This window comes from Gemmobacter nectariphilus DSM 15620, from assembly GCF_000429765.1.
In the GTDB taxonomy this organism is placed as follows: Bacteria; Pseudomonadota; Alphaproteobacteria; order Rhodobacterales; family Rhodobacteraceae; genus Wagnerdoeblera; species Wagnerdoeblera nectariphila.
On sequence record NZ_AUCM01000006.1, the window covers coordinates 81,766 to 102,528 of the forward strand.

Annotated in this window: 15 protein-coding genes and 1 riboswitch; of the genes, 2 read left to right on the forward strand and 13 right to left on the reverse strand. The window is 66.0% G+C overall.

Features of this window, described 5'->3' with window-relative positions; translation table 11 throughout:
* Window positions 1-39: 39 nt before the first annotated feature.
* The 3 genes from G481_RS0107110 to G481_RS0107120 all read right to left on the reverse strand — a co-directional run bounded on the left by G481_RS0107110 (window position 40) and on the right by G481_RS0107120 (window position 5,352).
* On the reverse strand, window positions 40-3,147 hold the full coding sequence (locus G481_RS0107110; protein WP_028029407.1) for an efflux RND transporter permease subunit: 3,108 nt from the start codon (window positions 3,145-3,147) through the stop codon (window positions 40-42).
* 3 nt (window positions 3,148-3,150) lie between these two features.
* Window positions 3,151-4,329, reverse strand: coding sequence for an efflux RND transporter periplasmic adaptor subunit (locus G481_RS0107115; RefSeq protein ID WP_035025393.1), 1,179 nt, complete (start codon window positions 4,327-4,329; stop codon window positions 3,151-3,153).
* Window positions 4,330-4,467: 138 nt separating this feature from the next.
* Complete coding sequence (locus G481_RS0107120) at window positions 4,468-5,352, reverse strand: LysR family transcriptional regulator (RefSeq protein WP_028029409.1); 885 nt, start codon at window positions 5,350-5,352, stop codon at window positions 4,468-4,470.
* A 143-nt stretch (window positions 5,353-5,495) separates the two neighbouring features.
* Between G481_RS0107120 and G481_RS23135 the strand changes: the two genes are divergently transcribed.
* Both G481_RS23135 and G481_RS0107130 read left to right on the forward strand, forming a co-directional pair.
* A complete protein-coding gene (locus G481_RS23135) occupies window positions 5,496-6,497 on the forward strand; it encodes a YeiH family protein (RefSeq protein ID WP_035025395.1) in 1,002 nt (333 codons plus the stop codon).
* Window positions 6,498-6,564: 67 nt separating this feature from the next.
* Window positions 6,565-7,623, forward strand: coding sequence for a zinc-binding metallopeptidase family protein (locus G481_RS0107130; protein ID WP_028029410.1), 1,059 nt, complete (start codon window positions 6,565-6,567; stop codon window positions 7,621-7,623).
* 3 nt (window positions 7,624-7,626) lie between these two features.
* Here G481_RS0107130 and nrdF read toward each other — a convergent pair whose 3' ends face one another.
* The 10 genes from nrdF to G481_RS26460 form a co-directional block, all read right to left on the reverse strand.
* Entirely contained in the window at window positions 7,627-8,616 is a 990-nt protein-coding gene (gene nrdF, locus G481_RS0107135) for a class 1b ribonucleoside-diphosphate reductase subunit beta (protein WP_035025397.1), read from the reverse strand.
* 52 nt (window positions 8,617-8,668) lie between these two features.
* The gene (gene nrdE / locus G481_RS0107140) at window positions 8,669-10,795 is read right to left on the reverse strand and encodes a class 1b ribonucleoside-diphosphate reductase subunit alpha (RefSeq protein ID WP_028029412.1); all 2,127 of its coding nucleotides are present in this window, start codon (window positions 10,793-10,795) and stop codon (window positions 8,669-8,671) included.
* Window positions 10,777-11,193 carry a class Ib ribonucleoside-diphosphate reductase assembly flavoprotein NrdI gene (gene nrdI / locus G481_RS0107145; RefSeq protein WP_028029413.1) on the reverse strand — a complete coding sequence of 139 codons (417 nt, stop codon included), beginning with the start codon at window positions 11,191-11,193 and terminating at the stop codon, window positions 10,777-10,779. The genes nrdE and nrdI overlap by 19 nt, the downstream gene beginning before the upstream one ends.
* A 7-nt stretch (window positions 11,194-11,200) precedes the next feature.
* Window positions 11,201-11,422, reverse strand: coding sequence for a glutaredoxin-like protein NrdH (gene nrdH / locus G481_RS0107150; RefSeq protein WP_028029414.1), 222 nt, complete (start codon window positions 11,420-11,422; stop codon window positions 11,201-11,203).
* A 99-nt stretch (window positions 11,423-11,521) separates the two neighbouring features.
* A riboswitch (cobalamin riboswitch) is annotated at window positions 11,522-11,709 on the reverse strand.
* Window positions 11,710-11,918: 209 nt separating this feature from the next.
* Complete coding sequence (metH, locus tag G481_RS0107155) at window positions 11,919-14,642, reverse strand: methionine synthase (protein WP_028029415.1); 2,724 nt, start codon at window positions 14,640-14,642, stop codon at window positions 11,919-11,921.
* Window positions 14,639-15,679 (reverse strand): homocysteine S-methyltransferase family protein, encoded by a 1,041-nt coding sequence (locus G481_RS0107160; RefSeq protein WP_028029416.1) that lies wholly within the window; start codon window positions 15,677-15,679, stop codon window positions 14,639-14,641. The genes metH and G481_RS0107160 overlap by 4 nt, the downstream gene beginning before the upstream one ends.
* 171 nt (window positions 15,680-15,850) lie before the next feature.
* Window positions 15,851-18,532, reverse strand: a complete 2,682-nt coding sequence (locus tag G481_RS0107165; RefSeq protein WP_028029417.1) for a cation-transporting P-type ATPase — start codon at window positions 18,530-18,532, stop codon at window positions 15,851-15,853.
* Between the two features lie 69 nt (window positions 18,533-18,601).
* Window positions 18,602-18,964, reverse strand: a complete 363-nt coding sequence (locus G481_RS0107170; protein ID WP_028029418.1) for a hotdog family protein — start codon at window positions 18,962-18,964, stop codon at window positions 18,602-18,604.
* Window positions 18,961-19,302 carry a MaoC family dehydratase gene (locus tag G481_RS26455; RefSeq protein ID WP_028029419.1) on the reverse strand — a complete coding sequence of 114 codons (342 nt, stop codon included), beginning with the start codon at window positions 19,300-19,302 and terminating at the stop codon, window positions 18,961-18,963. The genes G481_RS0107170 and G481_RS26455 overlap by 4 nt, the downstream gene beginning before the upstream one ends.
* Window positions 19,299-20,762: a class I adenylate-forming enzyme family protein gene (locus G481_RS26460; protein ID WP_028029420.1), complete on the reverse strand. Its 1,464-nt coding sequence runs from the start codon at window positions 20,760-20,762 to the stop codon at window positions 19,299-19,301. Before G481_RS26460 ends, G481_RS26455 begins: the two co-directional genes overlap by 4 nt.
* Window position 20,763 lies beyond the last annotated feature (1 nt).

A 20,763-nucleotide genomic window follows, 5' to 3' on the forward strand; every position in this document is an offset into this window, starting at 1 on the left:
CGCAGCTTTCACCGGGCGCAGCCAAGGGTCAATGGCCGATCAGCGGGCCGCCAGCCGCCCGCGCGTCAGTCGCCGCACGACGACATAGAACGAGGGGACCATGAAGATGCCGATGAAGGTGGCCGCCACCATCCCGCCCAGCACCCCGATGCCTATGGCATTTTGCGCACCTGCCCCCGCGCCGGTGGCAACGGCCAGCGGCAGCACGCCCAGAATGAACGCCAGCGAGGTCATCAGGATCGGCCGCAATCGCAGCTTCGCGGCCTCGAGCGCGGCCTGAACGGCGGTGCGGCCCTGACTTTCCAGCTCGCGCGCGAATTCGACGATCAGGATGGCGTTCTTGGCCGCAAGCCCGATGGTCGTCAGGATGCCGACCTTGAAATAGACGTCGTTCTGCTGGCCGAACCACCAGGCAGCGGCCAGCGCGCCCAGCACCCCGACCGGGACCGACAGCATCACCGACAGCGGAATCGCCCAGCTTTCATAGAGCGCGGCCAGGCACAGGAACACCACCAGCACCGACAGCGCATAAAGATACGGCGCCTGCGCGCCCGACTGGCGTTCCTGATAGCTGAGGTCGGTCCAGGCCACCCCCCAACCGCCGTCCAGCCCGGCAACCAGTTCCTCCATCACCTCCATCGCCTCGCCCGAGGAAATGCCGGGGCCGGGCGCGCCCGAAATCGACACGGCCGGCAGACCGTCGATGCGTTGCAGGGTCGGCGTGACCGGCGCCCAGTCGATCGAGGTGAAGGCGGCAAAGGGCACCATCTCGCCCTTGGTGTTGCGGGCATACCAGTTCTCGATGTCTTCGGGCTGCATCCGGCCACTGGCCTCGCCCTGCACGATCACCGGGCGCAGGCGGTTGCCCATCTGGAAATCGTTCACCTCGCGCCCGGCAAAGATGATCGACAGCATCGAGTTCACCGAGCTCAGCGACACCCCAAGCGCCCCGGCCTTTTCCTGGTCGATGATCAGCCGCAGCGCCGCCTTTTCCTCGGAGGCGCCCGAACGGACCGAGGTCAGGCGGCTGTCTGCCGTGGCGGTCGCCGTCAGCTGGGCAGCCGCGGCAAACAGCGCATCGGTGCCATTTCCGGCCTGATCCACCAGATACATCGAAAAGCCGGACGCCGTGCCCATGCCCGGAATCGCCGGCGGCTGGGTAAAGAACACCCGCCCGGCCCGATGCCCGCCAAACCGGCGGTTCGCGCGCTGCGCAAGGGCCGAGGCAGCGCTGTCTGCCTCGGTCCGGTCGTCGAAGTCGCGCAGCTTGATGAACATCATCGCGTTGTTCTGGCCCGACCGCCCGAACCCGAAGCCAAGCGCCACAAAGGTCGATTGCACCGTCGCGGCCTCTTGGGTCAGCATGTAATCCTCGACCTCTTGCACGACGGCAAGCGTCTGGTCGGTGGTGGTGCCTTCGGTCAGCTGGATCATGGTCATCAGCACGCCCTGATCCTCGGTCGGCAGAAAGCTGCTGTTGATCCGGCCGAACAGATGCCAGGCGCCGCCACCGATCAGCCCCAGCACCAGCAGCATCGCAAATGGCCAGCGCAGCAGGCCCGACAGCGTGCCGCCATAGCCCCGGATCGCGGCGCCAAAGCCGCGGTTGAAGGCCCGCGCCGGCAGGCCCAGCACCCCGCGCGGCGGCCCCGCATGGCGCAGCATGGTGGCGCACAGCGCCGGGGTCAGGATCAGCGCGACCAGCACCGAAAACACCATCGCCGAAATGATCGTGACCGAGAACTGGCGATAGATCACCCCGGTCGATCCGCCCATGAAGGCCATGGGCAGGAAGACCGCCGACAGCACAAGACCAATGCCGATCAGCGCGCCGGTGATCTGGCCCATGCTTTTCTCGGTCGCCTCGACGGGGGGCAGGTGATCTTCGCTCATCACCCGCTCGACGTTTTCCACCACGACGATGGCGTCATCGACCAGAAGGCCGATGGCCAGCACCATGGCGAACATGGTCAACGTGTTGATCGAATAGCCCAGCACTGCCAGCACCGCGAATGTGCCCAGCAGAACCACCGGAACGGCGATGATCGGGATCAGCGTCGCCCGCCAGTTCTGGAGGAACACCAGGATCACCAGGAACACCAGCCCGATCGCCTCGGCCAGGGTGTGCCAGACCTTCTCGATCGACAGTTCCACAAAGGGCGAGGTGTCATAGGCCCATTCGACCTCGATCCCTTCGGGCAGCGCGGGTTTGAGCCGCTCCATGGTGGCGCGCACGGCGGCGGCGGTGTCGATGGCATTGGCGCCGGTAGCCAGGTTCACCCCGAACCCGGCCGAATTCAGCCGGTTGAAGCGTGACCCGCCGCCATAGCTGGACTGCCCGATCTCGATTCGCGCAACATCGCCCAGACGGACGATGCGGCCTTCGGTCGTGGTGGTCAGCAAGATGCGCTCGAATTCCTCGACCGTGGTCAGCTGGCTTTGCGCGGTGATCGTGGCGGTGAACTGCTGGCCCGGAATCACCGGCTGGGCCCCCAGCGAGCCAACCGAGACCGTGGTGTTCTGCGCCTGAACCGCGGCGACCACATCGGTCGGGGTCAGCTGGAATTGCACCAGGCGCATCGGATCCAGCCAGATCCGCATGGCATAGTTCGACCCGAAGACGTTGATCCCGCCCACCCCTTCGGTGCGGTTGATCGCGCCCTCGACCGTGGTGCGCATCATGTCGCCCAGTTGCAGCGTCGAATAGCGTCCGTCGGTCGAAACCAGCGAGCCGACCATCAGGATCGAATCCGACGAACGCGACACCCGCACGCCCGAGGATTGCACCGTTTCCGGCAGCCGCGAGACGATGCGCTGCACCCGGGTCTGAACCTCGTTCAGCGCGTCGATCGGCTTGACGGAATCGTCAAAGGTCAGGCTGATCGACGCCCGCCCCTCGGACGAGGTGGACACCGTGTAAAGCAGCCCGTCCAGCCCGGTCAGGCTGTCCTCGATCACCTCGGTGACGGAATTCTGCACGGCTTCGGCGGTTGCGCCGCCATAGTTGGCCGTGATGCGGATCGTCGTGGGCGCGATGTTCGGATATTGCGAAATCTGAAGCTGGGTGATCGACCAGGCACCGGCCAGCATGGTGACAATCGCCAGAACCCAGGCAAAGACCGGGCGATGGATAAAAAAGCGCGCCATCGGTCAGTTCCCCGGACCCGTCTTGGCCGGCGCGCTGTCGCGCGTCACGCCAAGCGCATCAATGGTCACGGGAATGGTCTGGATGTCTGCGCCTTCGCGCAGGTTCGACAGGCCGTCAACGATCAGGTGATCGCCCTCTTCGACACCGGCCGTGACGACCCAGGCGTTGCTGTAGCTGCCCGTCGCCTCGATGACGACGCGGCGGGCCTTGCCATCGCGGGCCAGCCATGCGGTCAAGGTGCCGTCCGAGGATCGGGTGGTCGCCCGCTGCGGCACCAGAATCGCGCGCATGGTGCCCAGCGTCACCTCGACCCGCAGGAACTGGCCCGGCAGGATCAGCCGGTCGGGGTTGTCAAAGCGGATCCGCATGTCCACCGTGCCGGTGCTGGAGGAAACCTCGGTGCCCAGAACGACCAGCTCGCCCTGCCGGTCATAGGGCACGCCGGTTTCCAGCAGCAGCCGCAGGCCGACGTGGTCACCCTGCTGCACCTTGCCCGATTCCACCCGGTCGCGCACCCGCAGCATGCCCGAGCTGGAATCGGCCACATCGACATAGATCGGGTCCAGCCGGGTGACCGTGGCCAGCGCCGTGGTCTGGTTTGCCGTGACCAGCGCGCCCACCGACACCTCGGCCTTGCCGGCGACACCGGCGATGGGGCTGGTGATCGTGGTATGGTCCAGGTCGATCTGGGCGGATTCCAGATTGGCCTGTGCCGCAGCCAGCCCGGATTCCGCCTTGGCCACCGCCGCCTCGGCGGTCTGCAGGTTGGCGGCCGTCGCCGCACTGCCTTGCAAGGCGCGATAGCGCGCGGCCGTCGCGCGGGCGGTGGCAAGTTCTGCCTCGGCCCCCGACACGGCCGCACGGGCCGAGGCCAGCGCGGCCCTGTAAGTCACATCCTCGATGCGGAACATCGGATCGCCAGGTTTCAGCGCGGCGCCCGGCTGATACAGGATTTCGACGATGGCCCCGCTGACACGCGGGCGGATATCGGTCCTTTCAAACGCCACCGCCCGCCCTGGCAGCGTGCGGACATAGGGCACGTCCTCGACCTTCAGCGCAACGATGCCCACCTTGGCCGGCCCCCGCGCCCCGCCAGGCGGCCCGCCCTGCGCCAGCACCAGCCCGGGCGCCAGCAGCATCAAGGCCATGGCAGCGGCTGCCAAGAAAGCGGATCGTCTCATTCCATGCCCCACATTATCCCGAGCCACTTGTACGGCCAGCCATCCGGTTTCCGTCGCGGAAAAACGGCAAACAGCCTGACATTTCCCAAGCGTGACGCGAAGGGATTCCCGGCGCAATGCCAATCTTGATCAAACGCCTCAACTGCCTGCGAGCAAGAGCGCCAGAAGGGCCGCCATCGCGCGGCTTTCATGCCGCTTGCGATGGCGGATCGCCGAAAAGACGCGCGGCGCCAGATCGAACCCGGCCACGGCCACCAGCCCTTGCGCCAGATGCGGCGCGGCGGCCCGGCGCGACAGGACGGTCGCCGCCTCGCCCCCCTCGATGGCAGCGATGCAGGCCTCGTTGCTGGGCAGTTCCAGCAGCACCGACAGCGCCCCCGCCCCCATGCCGACCCGCGCCAGATCGGCGTCAAAGGCCAGCCGGGTGCCCGACCCGGCCTCGCGCAGCACCCAGGCCGAGGCCGCCAGATCGGCCGGGGCCAGGCGCCGCCCGTCGGCCCAGGGGTGGCCGCATCCGACCAGCACGACCATAGTATCCTTGGCAAGCGGCTGCACGATCAGGTCGGGCGCGCTGACAACGCCCTCGACAACGCCCAGATCGGCGCTGCCCTCGGCCACCGCCGCAGCGACGGTGCTGGTGTTGCCGGGCACGAACTCCAGCCCGACCTGAGGATACAACGCACGATAGCGCACCAGATGACGGGGCAGCCAATAGGCCGAAACCGTCTGGCTGGCCTGCACCCGCAGACTGCCGCCGACCCCGCTGCCCAGATCGGCCAGCACATCCGCCGCCGCCTCGGCCTGCTGCACCAGCGCGCGGGCATGGGGCACAAAGCGCCGCCCCGCATCGGTCAGCGCGATATTGCGCCCCACCCGGTCGAACAGCCGCACATCATGGCGCGCCTCCAGCGCCGCGATGGCGGCACTGACCGCCGATTGCGTCATGTTCAGCGCCTGCGCCGCGCGGGTCACATGCTCGGTCCCCGCGACCGCCAGAAAGACGCGCAGCTGATCCAGTGTCATTGGGCGCTCCGGTTGGCCATGTCGCTACCTAGCGGCGCCGGCACGGGAACATCAATCCAAAGCATCGAACGGTTTGAGAAAATCAATCCATTGGACCGAACATTCGCAGAATGACATACCGCCTGTGAACAGGCGAGGACAGCATGAGCGCACCCACCACGGCCATCCGCCAGATTTCCCCCCTGCCCGGTCTGGCCCTGGCCGGCGGCCTTGCGGCGGCCGCCATGGGGCTGCGGCAGGCCAGCGGCATCGCGGTGCTCAGCCCGATGATCGTGGCGGTGCTGGCAGGGTTGATCGTGGGCAGCCTGTGGCGCGTGCCCGCCGCTGCCCGGCCCGGCCTTGCCCTGGCCACGCGGCCCGTGCTGCGGGCGGGCATCGTGCTGCTGGGGTTCCAGATCACCCTTGGCCATGTCTGGGCCCTGGGTCCGGCGGCTTTTGCCGTCTCGGCGCTGACGCTGCTGGCGACCTTTCTGGCCGTGCGTCTGGCGGGCCGGCTTCTGGGGGTTTCGGGCCCGCTGGGCACGCTGATCGCGGCCGGAACGGCGGTCTGCGGTGCCTCGGCAGTGATCGCCGCCAATCCGGTGGCCCAAGGCGATGACGAGGATGTGGCCTATGCCATCGCCTGCGTGACCATCTTCGGCACCATTGCCATGCTGGCGGCCCCGCTGCTGGCGGCCCCGCTGGGGCTGGCGGGCGAAAGCTATGGCATCTGGGTCGGCGCCTCGGTCCACGAGGTGGCGCAGGTGACAGCCGCCGCCTTCCAGCTTGGCGATGGCGCAGGCCACGCGGGCACGGTGGCCAAGCTGATCCGGGTGATGCTGCTGGCCCCGCTGGTGCTGGGCCTCGCGCTGACGCTGCGCGGGCAGGCGCGCGGCGGCGCCTCGGCCGTGCCGGTGCCATTGTTCGTCCTTGGCTTCATCGCGGTCATGCTGCTCAACAGCGCGCTGGATCTGCCCACGGCGCTGCGCACCGGCGCCGCCCTGCTGGCAACGTTCCTGCTGTCTACCGGACTTGCCGCCATGGGCCTGATGACCGACCCGCGCCGCCTGCGCGCCCGTGGCGCGCGCCCGCTGCTGCTTGGGGCCTTCGGCACGATCTTCGCGGCCAGCTTCGCGGCAACGGCCGTGATTTTCCTGCACGCCTGAAACTCGCGCTTGACCTCGGCGTTGCCTTGGGTGCGATCTGGGCACCGGGCAATCCGGGGTGTCATTGATGAAACTGTTCCAATGCCAATGCTGCGGACAGGTGCTGCACTTCGAGAATACCGTCTGCCTCAGCTGCGGGCGCAGCCTTGGCTATCTGCCCGGCCCCGACCGCATGGTCGCGGTCGAACCCGACGGCGCGCTCTGGGCCGTCGCCGATGCGGGCGATCCGCAACGATGGCGGTTCTGCAAGAACTGGGAACGTTCCGCCTGCAACTGGATGGTGCGCGAAACCGGCCCCGACTATTGCGAGGCCTGCCGCCACAACCGCACCGTCCCCGACCTTGCCGATCCCGAAAACCATCGCCGCTGGCAGCGGATCGAGATGGCCAAGCGCCGGCTGATCTACACGCTTTGCCGCCTTGGCCTGCCCCGCCCCACCCTGGGCGATGGCCACCCCGAGCCGCTGATCTTCGACTTCCTCGCCGACGATCCCGGCAGCGTGCAGCGCGTGCTGACCGGCCATGCCGGCGGCGTCGTCACCATATCATTGACCGAAGCCGACGATGCCGAACGCGAGGCGATGCGCACCCGGCTTGGCGAGGCATATCGCACCCTGCTGGGCCATTTCCGGCACGAGATCGGGCATTATTACTGGGATCTGCTGGTGCGCGATGGCGGCGCACTGGATGCGTTTCGCGCCATGTTCGGCGATGAACGCGCCGATTACGCGGCCGCGCTTGATCGGCACTATCAGAACGGCCCGCCCGCCGGGTGGGAGGCAACCCATGTCTCGGCCTATGCCACCATGCACCCGTGGGAGGACTGGGCGGAAACCTGGGCGCATTACCTGCACATGGTCGACACGCTGGAAACCGCCGCCGCCCTTGGCATCCAGATCGACCCCGGCGTCGACAACCACGGCCAGCTGACCGCCGAGATCGACGTCAACCCCTGGCGCGCCGGCGACACCGGGCGCTTGCTGGCGGCATGGCTGCCCCTGACCGTTGCGCTGAACGCGCTGAACCGATCCATGGGACAGCCGGACCTCTATCCCTTTGCCCTTGCCGCGCCGGTCCAGCAGAAACTGGCCTTCGTCCACGATCTGGTGATGACGCGGCAAGGATAGGGATCAGAAATCCCAGTCTTCGTCCTCGGTCGCCACCGCCTTGCCGATGACATAGCTGGACCCCGAGCCGGAAAAGAAGTCGTGGTTCTCGCTGTCGGGGCTCAGCGCGGCCAGGATCGCCGGGTTCACCTCGCAGGCGGATGCCGGGAACAGCGCCTCATAGCCCAGGTTCTGCAGGGCCTTGTTGGCGTTGTAATGCAGGAACGCCTTGACGTCCTCGGTCAGCCCGATCCCATCATAAAGCTCGGCGGTATACTTCGCCTCGATGTCGTACAGGTCGAACATCAGCGCAAAGGCGAAATCCTTCAGCTCCTGCCGCTGCGCCTCGAGCAACACCTCCTGCGCGCGCTGGAACTTGTAGCCGATGTAATAGCCATGCACCGCCTCGTCGCGGATGATCAGGCGGATCAGGTCAGCGGTATTGGTCAGCTTGGCGCGGCTCGACCAGTACATCGGCAGGTAAAAGCCCGAATAGAACAGGAAGCTTTCCAGGAACACCGATGCGATCTTGCGCTTCAGCGGGTCCTCGCCCGCGCGATACTTGTCCAGCACCAGCCGCGCCTTGGCCTGCAGATGCGGGTTTTCCTCGGACCAGCGAAAGGCCTCGTCGACCTCCTTGGTGGAACACAGGGTGGAAAAGATCGACGAATAGCTGCGGGCATGAACCGATTCCATGAAGGCGATGTTGGTCAACACCGCCTCTTCATGCGGGGTCACCGCATCAGCCATCATCGAAAACGCCCCCACGGCGCTTTGCACCGTGTCCAGAAGCGTCAGCCCGGTGAACACCCGAATGGTCAGCGCGCGCTCTTCCGGGCGCAAGGTGGCCCAGCTTTGCACATCGTTCGACAGCGGCACCTTTTCCGGCAGCCAGAAATTCGCGGTCAGGCGGTTCCAGACCTCAAGGTCCTTGTCATCCTGCATCCGGTTCCAGTTGATCGCCTTGAGCGGCGCGCGCACGACATGATCCTTCACGGCGAAGAACCCTTTCATCTGTCCACAAATATCCCGGGGGTCCGGGGGCTGGCCCCCGGCCTCTCCGCTCTTACAACGTGCAGGACACGCAGCCCTGCACTTCGGTCCCTTCCAGCGCGGTCTGGCGCAGGCGGATGTAGTAGATCGTCTTGATGCCCTTCTTCCAGGCATGGATCTGCGCCCGGTTGATATCGCGCGTCGTCGCCTCGGCCGGGAAGAACAGCGTCAGGCTCAGGCCCTGATCCACATGTTCGGTGGCCGCCGCATAGGTGTCGATGATCTTCTCGGGGCCGATCTCATAGGCGTCCTTGTAGAACTCGAGGTTCTCGTTGGTCATGAACGCCGCCGGGTAATAGACCCGGCCGATCTTGCCCTCCTTGCGGATCTCGATCTTGGCCACGATCGGGTGGATCGAACTGGTCGAGTTGTTGATATAGCTGATCGACCCCGTCGGCGGCACCGCCTGAAGGTTGCGGTTGTAGAGCCCGTGCTCCATCACCAGCGCCTTCAGCGCCGCCCAGTCCTCGCGCGTCGGCAGGTCGATGCCTTCGAACAGGCGGGCAACCTCGGGCATCTGGGGCAGCCAGTCGCGGCTGGTGTATTTGTCAAAGAACGACCCGTCCGCGTATTTCGACGCCTCGAACCCCTTGAACGTCGTGCCATGTTCCTGCGCCAGCAGGTTCGAGGCGCGGATCGCATGATAGGCCACCGCCGCGAAATAGACCGAGGTGAACTCGATCCCCTCGGGGCTGCCATAGTGGATCCGCTCGCGCGCCAGATAGCCGTGCAGGTTCATCTGGCCCAGACCGACCGCATGGGCCTCGTCATTGCCGCGCCGGATCGAGGGCACCGCGTCGATGGCCGACATTTCCGACACCGCCGTCAGCGCCCGGATCGAGGTTTCGACCGTCGCGCCGAAATCCGGCCCGTCCATGGTGGCGGCAATGTTCAGGCTGCCAAGGTTGCACGAAATGTCGGTGCCCAGATGGCTGTAGGACAGGTCCTCGTTGTATTCGCTGGCCTCGTTGACCTGCAGGATCTCGGAACACAGGTTCGACATGGTGATCCGTCCCGCGATCGGGTTCGCGCGGTTCACCGTGTCCTCGAACATCACATAGGGATAGCCGGATTCGAACTGGATCTCGGCGATGGTCTGGAAGAACTCGCGCGCGTTGATCTTCTTCTTCTTGATCCGCTTGTCATCGACCATCTCGGCATATTTCTCGGTGACCGAGATTTCCGAGAACGGCACGCCATAGACCTTGGCCACGTCATGCGGCGAGAACAGGTACATGTCGGCGTTCTTCTTGGCCAGTTCAAAGGTGATGTCGGGGATCACCACGCCCAAGGACAGGGTCTTGATGCGGATCTTCTCGTCGGCATTCTCGCGCTTGGTGTCCAGAAAGCGCAGGATGTCGGGGTGGTGGGCGTTCAGATAGACCGCCCCCGCCCCCTGCCGCGCGCCAAGCTGGTTGGCATAGGAGAACGAATCCTCGAGCAGCTTCATTACAGGAATGACGCCCGAGGACTGGTTCTCGATCCCCTTGATGGGGGCCCCCGATTCGCGCAGGTTGGTCAGCATCAGCGCAACGCCCCCGCCGCGCTTGGACAGTTGCAGCGAGGAATTGATGCTGCGGCCGATGGACTCCATGTTGTCCTCGACCCGCAGCAGGAAGCAGGAAATCAGCTCGCCGCGGGATTTTTTCCCCGCGTTCAGGAAGGTCGGCGTCGCCGGCTGGAACCGGCCCGAGATGATTTCCTCCATGAAGCTCATCGCCAGCGCCTCGTCCCCGCGGGCAAGCGCCAGGGCGACCATGACGACACGGTCCTCATAGCGTTCCAGATAGCGTTGTCCGTCGCGGGTCTTCAGCGTGTAGCTGGTGTAGTATTTGAACGCGCCCAGAAAGGTCGGAAAGCGGAACTTGCGGGCATAGGCCTCGTCCCAGATGCGGCGCTGGAAGTTCTTGGAATACTGATCCAGCACTTCGGGCTCGTAATAGCCCTCGTCCACCAGATAGCGCAGCTTTTCATCCAGGTTGTGGAAGAACACCGTGTTCTGGTTGACGTGCTGCAGGAAATACTGCCGCGCGGCCATGCGGTCGGCGTCAAAGCGGATCTTCCCCTCGCCATCATAGAGGTTCAGCATCGCGTTCAGCGCATGGTAATCAAGAGTAGGCTTCACAGCGCTGTCGAGCATTCCATTCCCCAGAATTCATCCAGCCCGGCACGGACGCGGGCAACATCGGTTTCGGTGCCCGCCAGTTCGAACTTGAACAGGATCGGGACGGCGCATTTGCCAGAGATCACCTCGGCTGCCAACCCGTAGGTCGCGCCAAAGTTGCGGTTGCCCCCGGCAATGACGCCGCGCAGCAGGGCGCGGCGGGCAGGGTCGTTCAGAAAGCGGATCACGGGCTTGGCCACGGCGCCCCGCCCCTGCCCGTCGGCATAGGTCGGGCAGATCAGCACATAGGGCCCGTCCGGCATGGGCAGCGGATCGTCAGGCCGGACCGGAATGCGCTGTGCGGGAATCCCCAGCCGTGCCACGAACCGCGCCGTGTTGCCCGAGGCCGAGGAAAAATAGACCAGCCCGCCCATGGCGGGATCAGGACAGCCGGCCGATCATGTCGGGGCGAAAGCCGGCCCAATGGGCCTCGCCGGCGACGACGACGGGGGCCTGACGGTACCCCATCGACATGACCATTTCCATCGCGTCCGAATCCTCGGTCAGGTCGATGACGCTATAGGACAGACCACGCGCATCAAGGGCACGGGTGGTGGCGGTGCATTGCACGCAAGCGGGCTTGGAATACACGGTGATGGTCATGGCCTTCGTCCCTCGGGTCAGGTTTTGCGAAAGGCAACAGGAAGCCATCCGACTGGCACAAGGCCAGCCCGACATCTCCCCACGCCCTCCGCGTGGTTTGGTCTTTTTCGTGTCGCGGCAGGTCTTCTGGCTCACGGATCAATGCGCAACCGCCCTTCCCAGGGCTATCGCCCCAGTGGGTTCTTCGGTTTTGCTCACCGCTTACAGCTACGGGGGTAGCGCCGGATTTCCACCGGCTTCCCTTGTCGTCCTGAGTCGCCCCAGGCACCGCGACCCCCTCATAAAGACACCAGATGTAGGGGGCGTCAACGGCGATTAACACATCAGTAGTGGATCGGCGGCACGCTGGGCGGGGTCTGTGGCTTTGGCGCACCGCCCGTGAATCAGCGGCCGCGCCCCTTTGCCGGCAGGCCATTTCGTCAAGCCGCAAACAGAGTTTATCCACAGAAAAAGGGCGGGGTCGCCCCCGCCCTTGTCACCCTTCGGACAGCCCCGCCTAGGCGGCGCTTTGTGTGCCCGAGGTGCCAACCGGCACATAATTCAGGATCGGCGCCAGCCAGCGTTCTGCCTCGGCCAGATCGATTCCCTTGCGGCGGGCGTAATCCTCGACCTGATCGCGCTCGACCTTGGCCACACCGAAGTAATAGGCCTCGGGGTGCCCGATATAGAGACCCGAGACCGAAGATCCCGGCCACATCGCCATGCTTTCGGTCAAGACCACGCCCGTCGTCGCCTCGGCGTCCAGCAGCCGGAACAGCGTCTGCTTTTCGGTGTGATCGGGCTGGGCGGGATAGCCGGGGGCCGGACGGATGCCGCGATAGGGCTCGCCGATCAGATCCTGCGGATCGTGGGATTCGTCCGGGGCATAGGCCCAGAATTCCTTGCGGACCCGTTCATGCAGCATCTCGGCCATGGCCTCGGCGATGCGGTCGGACAGCGCCTTGACCATGATCGCGGCATAGTCGTCGTTTGCCCGTTCGAACCGGGCGGCGATTTCCTGCTCTTCGGGCCCGGCGGTCACGACAAAGCCGCCCACCCAGTCGCGCGCCGCGCCATCGGGGGCAACGAAATCGGCCAGCGCAAGGTTCGGGCGGCCATCGCGCTTGTGGGTCTGCTGGCGCAAGGTGTGCAGCGTCGCCATGATATGCGCCCGATCATCCCCCGACCACAGCACGATGTCATCGCCCACCGAGTTCGCCGGCCAGAACCCGACCACGGCGCGCGGCTTGAACCACTTCTCGGCGATGATCTTGCCCAGCATCTCTTGCGCATCGGCAAACAGCGACCGCGCGGCCTCGCCATGCTTTTCGTCATCCAGGATGCGCGGGTAGACGCCCTTCAGCTCCCATGTCTGGAAGAACGGGGTCCAGTCGATATAGCGGGCGATCTGGGCCAGATCCCAATCCTCGACCACGCGGGGGCCGGTGAACTGCGGGGCGGGGGGGGCATAGCTCGCCCAGTCGATCTTCATCGCATTGGCCCGCGCAGCCGGCAGCGGCAGGCGCTGCTTGGCGCGTTCGGCCCGTTCGTGGCGTTCGGCCACATCGACATATTCGGCGCGAATGCTGTCGACATAGCCCGCCTTCTGCGTCGGGCTGAGCAGCTGGCTGACAACCCCCACCGCCCGGCTGGCGTCGGTGACATAGACCGCCTGCGAGCGGGTATAGCGCGGCGCGATCTTGACCGCGGTATGCACCTTGGAAGTCGTCGCCCCGCCGATCAGCAGCGGAATGTCGAAACCTTCACGTTCCATCTCGGCGGCCAGGTGGACCATCTCGTCCAGGGACGGGGTGATCAGACCCGACAGGCCGATCACATCCACCTTTTCCTCGCGCGCTACCTGAAGGATCTTCTGCGGCGGGACCATCACGCCCAGATCGATGATCTCATAGTTGTTGCAGGCCAGAACGACGCCGACGATGTTCTTGCCGATGTCATGCACATCGCCCTTCACCGTCGCCATCAGCACCTTGCCGGCGGCCTGACGTTCACTGCCGCCCCCGTTGGCGGCCTTTTCGGCCTCCATATGCGGAAGCAGCACGGCCACGGCCTGTTTCATCACGCGGGCGGATTTGACCACCTGTGGCAGGAACATCTTGCCCGCGCCGAACAGATCGCCCACCACGTTCATGCCCGCCATCAGCGGCCCTTCGATGACATGCAGCGGGCGTTCGGCGGCCAGGCGCGCCTCTTCGGTGTCGGCCTCGATGAATTCGGTGATGCCGTTGACCAGCGCATGTTCCAGCCGCTTTTCCACCGGCCAGTCGCGCCATTTCAGATCGCGGACCTTTTCTTCCTTGGGGCCGCCCTTGAAGCGATCAGCGATCTCCAGCAGGCGTTCGGTGCCGTCGGGGCGGCGGTTCAGAACCACATCCTCGCAGGCCTCGCGCAATTCCGGGTCGATCTGGTCATAGACCGCCAGCTGCCCGGCGTTGACGATGCCCATGTCCATGCCCGCCTGAATGGCATGATAGAGGAACACGGCATGCATCGCCTCGCGCACGGGTTCGTTGCCGCGGAAGCTGAACGACAGGTTCGACACCCCTCCCGACACATGGGCATGCGGCAGGTTCTGGCGGATCCAGCGCGTCGCCTGAATGAAGTCGACGCCATAATTGTTGTGTTCCTCGATGCCGGTGGCCACGGCAAAGACGTTGGGGTCAAAGATGATGTCTTCCGGCGGGAAATCCATCTCCTCGACCAGAATGCGATAGGCGCGGGCGCAGATGTCGATCTTGCGCTGGAAGGTGTCGGCCTGCCCGGTTTCGTCAAAGGCCATGACCACCACGGCGGCCCCATAGGCCAGGCACAGGCCGGCATGGTGGCGGAACGCGTCCTCGCCCTCTTTGAGCGAGATCGAGTTGACCACCGGCTTGCCCTGCACGCATTGCAGGCCGGCCTCGATCACCTCCCATTTGGAACTGTCGATCATCACCGGCACGCGGGCAATGTCGGGTTCGGCCGCCAGCAGGTTCAGGAACTCGACCATGGCGGCTTTGGAATCGATCAGCCCTTCGTCCATGTTGACGTCGATGATCTGGGCGCCGTTTTCCACCTGATCGCGGGCCACCTCCAGCGCGGCGGCATAGTCGCGGTTGGTGATCAGCTTGCGGAACCGGGCGCTGCCAGTGACGTTCGTGCGTTCCCCCACGTTCACAAAGGGAATGTCGGGCGTCAGGACAAAGGGTTCCAGCCCGGACAGGCGCAGATAGCGGGTCATTGGCGCACCTCACGCGGGGCAAAGGGTTTCACGGCCTCGGCGATGGCGCGGATATGGTCGGGCGTGGTGCCGCAGCAGCCGCCAACCACGTTCACCAGCCCTTCGCGGGCAAAGTCGGCCACCTGAACGGCGGTGTCCTGCGGGCCTTCGTCATACTGGCCAAAGGCGTTGGGCAGGCCGGCGTTCGGGTAGGCGCAGGTGAACGTATCCGCGACCGAGGCCAGTTCCGCGATATGCGGCCGCATGGCGGCCGCGCCCAGCGCGCAGTTCAACCCCACGGTAAAGGGCCGCGAATGGCGCACCGAATGCCAGAAGGCGGTCGGCGTCTGGCCCGACAGCGTGCGCCCCGAGGCATCGGTGATCGTGCCCGAGATCATCAGCGGCAGGCGCGCGCCATGTTCGGCAAAGGCCTCGAAACAGGCAAAGATCGCGGCCTTGGCGTTCAGCGTGTCAAAGATCGTCTCGATCAGGATGATGTCGGCGCCGCCCTCGATCAGCCCGCGCACCTGCTGGCCATAGGCCACGCGCAGATCATCGAAGGTCACGGCGCGATAGCCGGGGTTGTTCACATCGGGCGACAGCGAGGCGGTGCGGTTGGTCGGCCCGACCGCCCCGGCGACAAAGCGCGGCTTGCCGTCGATGGCGGTCGCCCGGTCCAGCGCCCGGCGCACCACGCGCGCGCCTTCGGCGTTCAGGTCATGCACCGCCTGTTCCATCCCGTAATCGGCCTGCGCGATGGTGGTGGCCGAAAAGGTATTGGTTTCGACGATATCCGCCCCGGCCATGGCATAGCGGAAGTGGATTTCCTCGATCGCCTCGGGCTGGGTCAGGATCAACAGATCGTTGTTGCCCTTTTGCGGATGGTCGGAATGGTGGCGGCAGGCGCACCCCGACCCATGGCCGGTATAATCCTCTTCGGACAGGCCAAGCTGCTGGATCTGCGTGCCCATCGCACCATCGAGGATCAGGATGCGCTCGCGCGCAAGCGCCTGAAGGCGGTCGAAGGCGGCGGTGCGGGGAAGGTGGAAGTTGAACATCGGACAGCCCGGACTGCGAAAGATCGCGGCAATCTATATCAGTTGCACCGGAAAGACCATTTCATGTTTTTCCAGAAGATCATGAGCCATGTCGATAATCCAGGCGAAAGCCGGGGGGCCGTCTGCCCCCCGGACCCCCCGAGGATATTTTCAGACAGATGAAGGTGCGGATCAGCCGAACCGATCACGCAGAAGGTGCTTTTCCATCTCCATCAGGCCCAAAAAGCCGATCCCGATGGCCAGGATCGCGGCGCCCTCGGCCAGGGGCAGCGGGCGCGAGCCGAAAATCCCGTTCATCACCGGCAGATAGGTGAACGCCAGCTGCCCCAGGACCACCACCGCAACGGCGGCCAGCACCGGGCCGGTGCCCTTGACCCCGGTCAGGGTGAAGCTGGACATGTGCAGATAGCGCACGTTGAACAGATAGAACACTTCAAGCACGACAAGCATGTTGACGACCATCGTGCGGGCGGTTTCCAGATCATGGCCGATGGACTGGGCGCCAAAGAACACCGCCAGCGCGATGGCCGTGAACAGGATCGAGACAAATGCGGTCCGCCAGACCATGAACGGGGTCAGCAGCCCTGCCCCCGGCTTGCGCGGCGGGCGATTCATCACGCCGGATTCGGCCGGCTCGAAGGCCAGCGCCAGATCGAGCGTCGCCGACAGGATCAGGTTCATCCACAGGATCTGAACCGCCGACATCGGCATCGCGAAACCGAACAGGATGGCCAGGACCACGACCAGCGCCTCGCCGCCGTTGGTGGGCAGCATGTGGGCCACGACCTTGCGGATATTGTCGTGAACCACCCGCCCTTCATGCACTGCATTGACGATCGAGGCGAAGTTGTCGTCCATCAACACCATGCGGGCCGCTTCCTTGGCGGCCTCGGTGCCCTTGATGCCCATGGCGATGCCGACATCGGCCTGTTTCAGCGAGGGCGCATCGTTCACGCCATCCCCGGTCATGGCGACAATATGCCCGTCGGACTGCAACGCCTGCACGATGCGCAGCTTGTGTTCGGGGCTGGTGCGGGCAAAGACCTGGGTGTCGCGCACGGCCTGGGCGAAACCTTCGCCGGTCAGCTGGTCAAGGTCATGGCCGGTCAGCACGCGCGGGGTCTGCGCCAGACCCAGTTGCCGGGCGATGGCGGCGGCCGTTGCGCCGTGATCGCCGGTGATCATCCGCACGTCAATTCCGGCGCGGCGACATTCCGCGATGGCTTGAACCGCCTCGGCGCGGGGCGGGTCGATGAAGCCGGCGATGCCCAGGAACACCAGCCCGGACTGCACATCGCCATGATCCAGATCGCGGGCATCGGCGGCGGCCGGCCGGGTGGCAAAGCCCAGAACCCGTTCGCCTTCGGCCGCGGCCTCGGCGATGCGGGCGGACCACAGATCGGCATCCAGCGGTTCCGGCCCATCGCGCCCCTGCTGACGATTGCACATCGACAGGATCCGCTCGGGCGCGCCCTTGACCAGAACGACGGTGTCGTCGAACGGCATCCGGTGCAGCGTGGCCATGTAGCGGTGCCGCGCGTCAAACGGGATCACATCCAGACGGGGCCAGTCGGCGGTATCGGCATCTGGATCCAGCCCTGCCTTGAGCGCCAGCGTGATCAGCGCGCCTTCCATCGGATCGCCCTGAACGTGCCAGCTGCCATCCAGCCGGGCATCGTTGCACAAAAGGCCCGCGCGGATCAGCATCAGCGCCGGGCCATGGCCTGCCGCCCCATCACTGAACAGGCGGTGCTGCCCCGGATCATAGCCCGCGCCATCGACCATCAGCCGCTCGGGCGCCGTGACCACGCGCCGCACGGTCATTTCGTTGCGCGTCAGCGTGCCGGTCTTGTCCGAGCAGATCACCGAGGTCGCGCCCAGCGTTTCCACCGCAGGCAGGCGGCGGATCACCGCATTGCGTGCGGCCATCCGCTGGACCCCGATGGCAAGCGTGATGGTGATCACCGCCGGCAGCCCTTCGGGGATCAGCCCCACGGCCAGGGCGACGACCGACAGCAGCGCCTCGTCCCAGGCAAAGCCGCGCAGGGTGACGGCGAAGGCAAAAAGCAGCACCGATCCGATCAGCGAGGCCAGCGTGAACCATTGGCCAAAGGTGTTGATCTGGCGCAGCAGCGGGGTGGTCAGTTCCTCGACGCTGCCCAGAAGGCGGCTGATCCGGCCCATTTCGGTGGCGGCCCCGGTTGCGACGACAACGCCAGTGCCCTGCCCGGTTGCCACCAGCGTGCCGGACCAGGCCATGCCGCTGCGATCGCCCAAGGGTGCCGCCGGAGCCACCGCTGCCGTGTGCTTGTCGGCGGCCACGGATTCGCCGGTCAGAATCGCCTCGTCGATCCGCAGGTTGCGGGCGTGGATAAGCCGCAGGTCGGCCGGCACACGGTCGCCAGCCTCGATCAGCACGATATCGCCGGGCACCACCTCGGCCATCGGGACAGCATGGCGAAGCCCGCCGCGCAGCACCGTCGCATGTGGAGAGATCATCCCCCGGATTGCCGCCAGCGCGTTTTCGGCCTTGCCCTCTTGCAGGAAACCGACGACGGCGTTGACCAGCACCACCGCGACAATCACCAAGGCATCGGTGATATGCCCAAGCGTGGTGGCCGCTACGGCACCCGCCAGCAGGAACCAGATCAGCGCATTGTTGAACTGCGCCAGAAACCGCAGGATCGGCGGGCTTCGCCGCCCTGCGTGCAAGGCGTTGGGGCCGTGCTGGTGCAGCCGTTCGGCGGCCTCGGACGCGCTCAGCCCCTCGGCCCGGCTGGACAGTGCCGCCAGAACCTGCGCGGCCGGCAAGGCATAAGGGGGCTTGGTCGTGGCAGGTCCGGGCACGCTCATGGCCGCAGCATGCCGCGATTGCGAAATCCACTCAACCTTGGGGGTGTGATCTGGTGCGAAACGCCGCAATCAGTCCAGCGCGCCGGGGGCCAGCAGCATCAGCGCCCGCCCCTCGCAGATCGTGTGCCCGCCGGCACCCAGGCAGATGCAGGACAGATCGGCCAGCCGCTTTTCGGGTCTGAGGCGTGTGACCTGGACCGAGGCGGTCAATACCTCGTCCGGCAGGGCGGCGGCATGATGGTGCAGCGATTGCTTCAGCCAGCCGGTGCCCGGCCCCGGCAACCGCGTCCCCAGCAGGCAGGAAAACAGCGCGGCGATCAGGGGCTCTGGCACGGTATCCACCGGGCCGCCACCGGCCAGCGCGGCAAAGGCGGCCAGATCGGCAGCAGCAAAGCTGCGCGACAGGCTGGCGCGGTCGCCCACGCGGATCATTCGGCCAGCTCCCAACGCCCAAGATAGACCGGGGTGCCATCGGCGCGATGTGCCTGCGCAAGGATTGCGCCCCCATCAGGGACCAGCGTCAGCAGAAGGGGTTCATCAGGATAGGCCGGGTTGGGGAACATCAGATCCGCCACCCGGAACCGGCCCGGCACCATGGTCATCGCCAGCGCCCAGAGCCGGGAATGGATCAGCATTCCATGGCTGACGGGGCGGCCAAAGGGATGGGTGGCCGCATAGGCCGGATCGGTGTGGATCGGGTTATCGTCGCCCGACAGCGCGGCAAAGGCGCGAAAGTCCTCCAGCGTGGGCAACCAGTCGGCGCGGATCATGGCCGCCCCTTCAGCTCTGTCTTGCGCACCTTGCCCGAGGCGGTGCGCGGCAAATCCTGCACCACCCGCACCTCGCGCGGGGATTTGAAGGCGGCCAGATGCTGGCGGCACCACTGGCGCAGCTCGTCCGGCTGGACGGCCTGGCCAGGGTTCAGGATGACAAAGGCCAGACCGGCTTCGCCCCATTTCGCGTCCGGCACGCCGACGACGGCGGCCTCGGCCACCGCAGGGTGCAGGCCAAGCGCGGCTTCAACCTCGGCCGGCCAGACATTTTCGCCGCCCGAGACATACATGTCCTTGAGCCGGTCGACGATGGTGTAATAGCCATCCGCGTCACGCCGCGCGACATCGCCGGTGCGCAGCCAGCCATCGGCAAAGGCGGCCTCGGTCGCCTGCGGGTTGCGGTAATAGCCTGGCGTGACCGTCGCGCCGCGCATCAGCAATTCCCCCTCGCCGGGCTGGCCATCGGGCACACCGTCCAGCCGGGCCTCGGTCATCATCTGTGGCTTGCCGACCGACCCGATGCGGGTCTGCGCGCCCTCGGGGTCGATCAGAAAGCCGGTGGGGCCGGTTTCGGTCATGCCAAAGCCGTTGCGCACCACCGCGCCAAGATGGGCAAAGCGCCGGATCAGATCGGCCGGCAGCGCCGCCCCGCCCGAGGCCAGCCCGCGCAAGCGGCCGATCCCCGCCGCCTGCAACCCCGGATGGGCGGCAAAGGCCTGCCAGATCGTCGGCACGCCAAAGAACTGCGTCACCTGCCCTGCTGCGATCAGGTCCAGCAGCCGGTCGGCATCGAACCGCGGCAGGATGTAGCTGTGCCCGCCCCATTGGAACAGGGGCAGGGTGAACAGGTTGATCCCCGCGGTATGGAACAGCGGCAGATAGCAGACCGACTGATCGGCCGAGGTCAGCCCCATCGCCTGGGCAATGTTCATTGCCACCGCCAGCGCCATGCGCGGGGTCTGTATCACCGCCTTGGGCGCCCCTGTGGTGCCCGAGGTGAACAGCAGATACCACGGCGCATCCTCGTCCAGCTGCGCGATGATCTGCGGCGCCTCGGGCAGGCCGAAGCCGCCCGAATTGCGCATGGCCAGCCGGGGCAGATCGGGCGCCAGCGCGGCGGCCAGCCCATAATGATCCACATCGTGGACCAGCGCCGACATCCCGACCGAGGCCGCAACGGCCCGCAGTTCCAAGAGCGGCGCGCGCCAGTTCAGCGGGCACAGGATCACCCCGGCCTTGGCGGCGGCGAACAGCGCGATGAACCCTTCGGCCCGGTTGAAGGTCAACAGCCCCACCCGCGCGCCCGCCCCCAGGGGGGCCAGCACGGCGGCCAGACGGTTCGCCTGATCCTCGATCTCGGCAAAGGTCCAGGCACGGCCGGACGCATGATCGGTGAAGGCGCGCGCATCAGGCGTCAGCGCGGCGCGGCGGGCGGAAAGGTCGGGCGCGGTGGCCATG

Coding starts and splice junctions, on each gene's coding strand:
- G481_RS0107110 (WP_028029407.1), bottom strand. CDS start 3,147: ATGGCGCGCTTTTTTATCCATCGCCCGGTCTTTGCCTGGGTTCTGGCG.
- G481_RS0107115 (WP_035025393.1), bottom strand. CDS start 4,329: ATGAGACGATCCGCTTTCTTGGCAGCCGCTGCCATGGCCTTGATGCTG.
- G481_RS0107120 (WP_028029409.1), bottom strand. CDS start 5,352: ATGACACTGGATCAGCTGCGCGTCTTTCTGGCGGTCGCGGGGACCGAG.
- G481_RS23135 (WP_035025395.1), top strand. CDS start 5,496: ATGAGCGCACCCACCACGGCCATCCGCCAGATTTCCCCCCTGCCCGGT.
- G481_RS0107130 (WP_028029410.1), top strand. CDS start 6,565: ATGAAACTGTTCCAATGCCAATGCTGCGGACAGGTGCTGCACTTCGAG.
- nrdF (WP_035025397.1), bottom strand. CDS start 8,616: ATGAAAGGGTTCTTCGCCGTGAAGGATCATGTCGTGCGCGCGCCGCTC.
- nrdE (WP_028029412.1), bottom strand. CDS start 10,795: ATGCTCGACAGCGCTGTGAAGCCTACTCTTGATTACCATGCGCTGAAC.
- nrdI (WP_028029413.1), bottom strand. CDS start 11,193: ATGGGCGGGCTGGTCTATTTTTCCTCGGCCTCGGGCAACACGGCGCGG.
- nrdH (WP_028029414.1), bottom strand. CDS start 11,422: ATGACCATCACCGTGTATTCCAAGCCCGCTTGCGTGCAATGCACCGCC.
- metH (WP_028029415.1), bottom strand. CDS start 14,642: ATGACCCGCTATCTGCGCCTGTCCGGGCTGGAACCCTTTGTCCTGACG.
- G481_RS0107160 (WP_028029416.1), bottom strand. CDS start 15,679: ATGTTCAACTTCCACCTTCCCCGCACCGCCGCCTTCGACCGCCTTCAG.
- G481_RS0107165 (WP_028029417.1), bottom strand. CDS start 18,532: ATGAGCGTGCCCGGACCTGCCACGACCAAGCCCCCTTATGCCTTGCCG.
- G481_RS0107170 (WP_028029418.1), bottom strand. CDS start 18,964: ATGATCCGCGTGGGCGACCGCGCCAGCCTGTCGCGCAGCTTTGCTGCT.
- G481_RS26455 (WP_028029419.1), bottom strand. CDS start 19,302: ATGATCCGCGCCGACTGGTTGCCCACGCTGGAGGACTTTCGCGCCTTT.
- G481_RS26460 (WP_028029420.1), bottom strand. CDS start 20,762: ATGGCCACCGCGCCCGACCTTTCCGCCCGCCGCGCCGCGCTGACGCCT.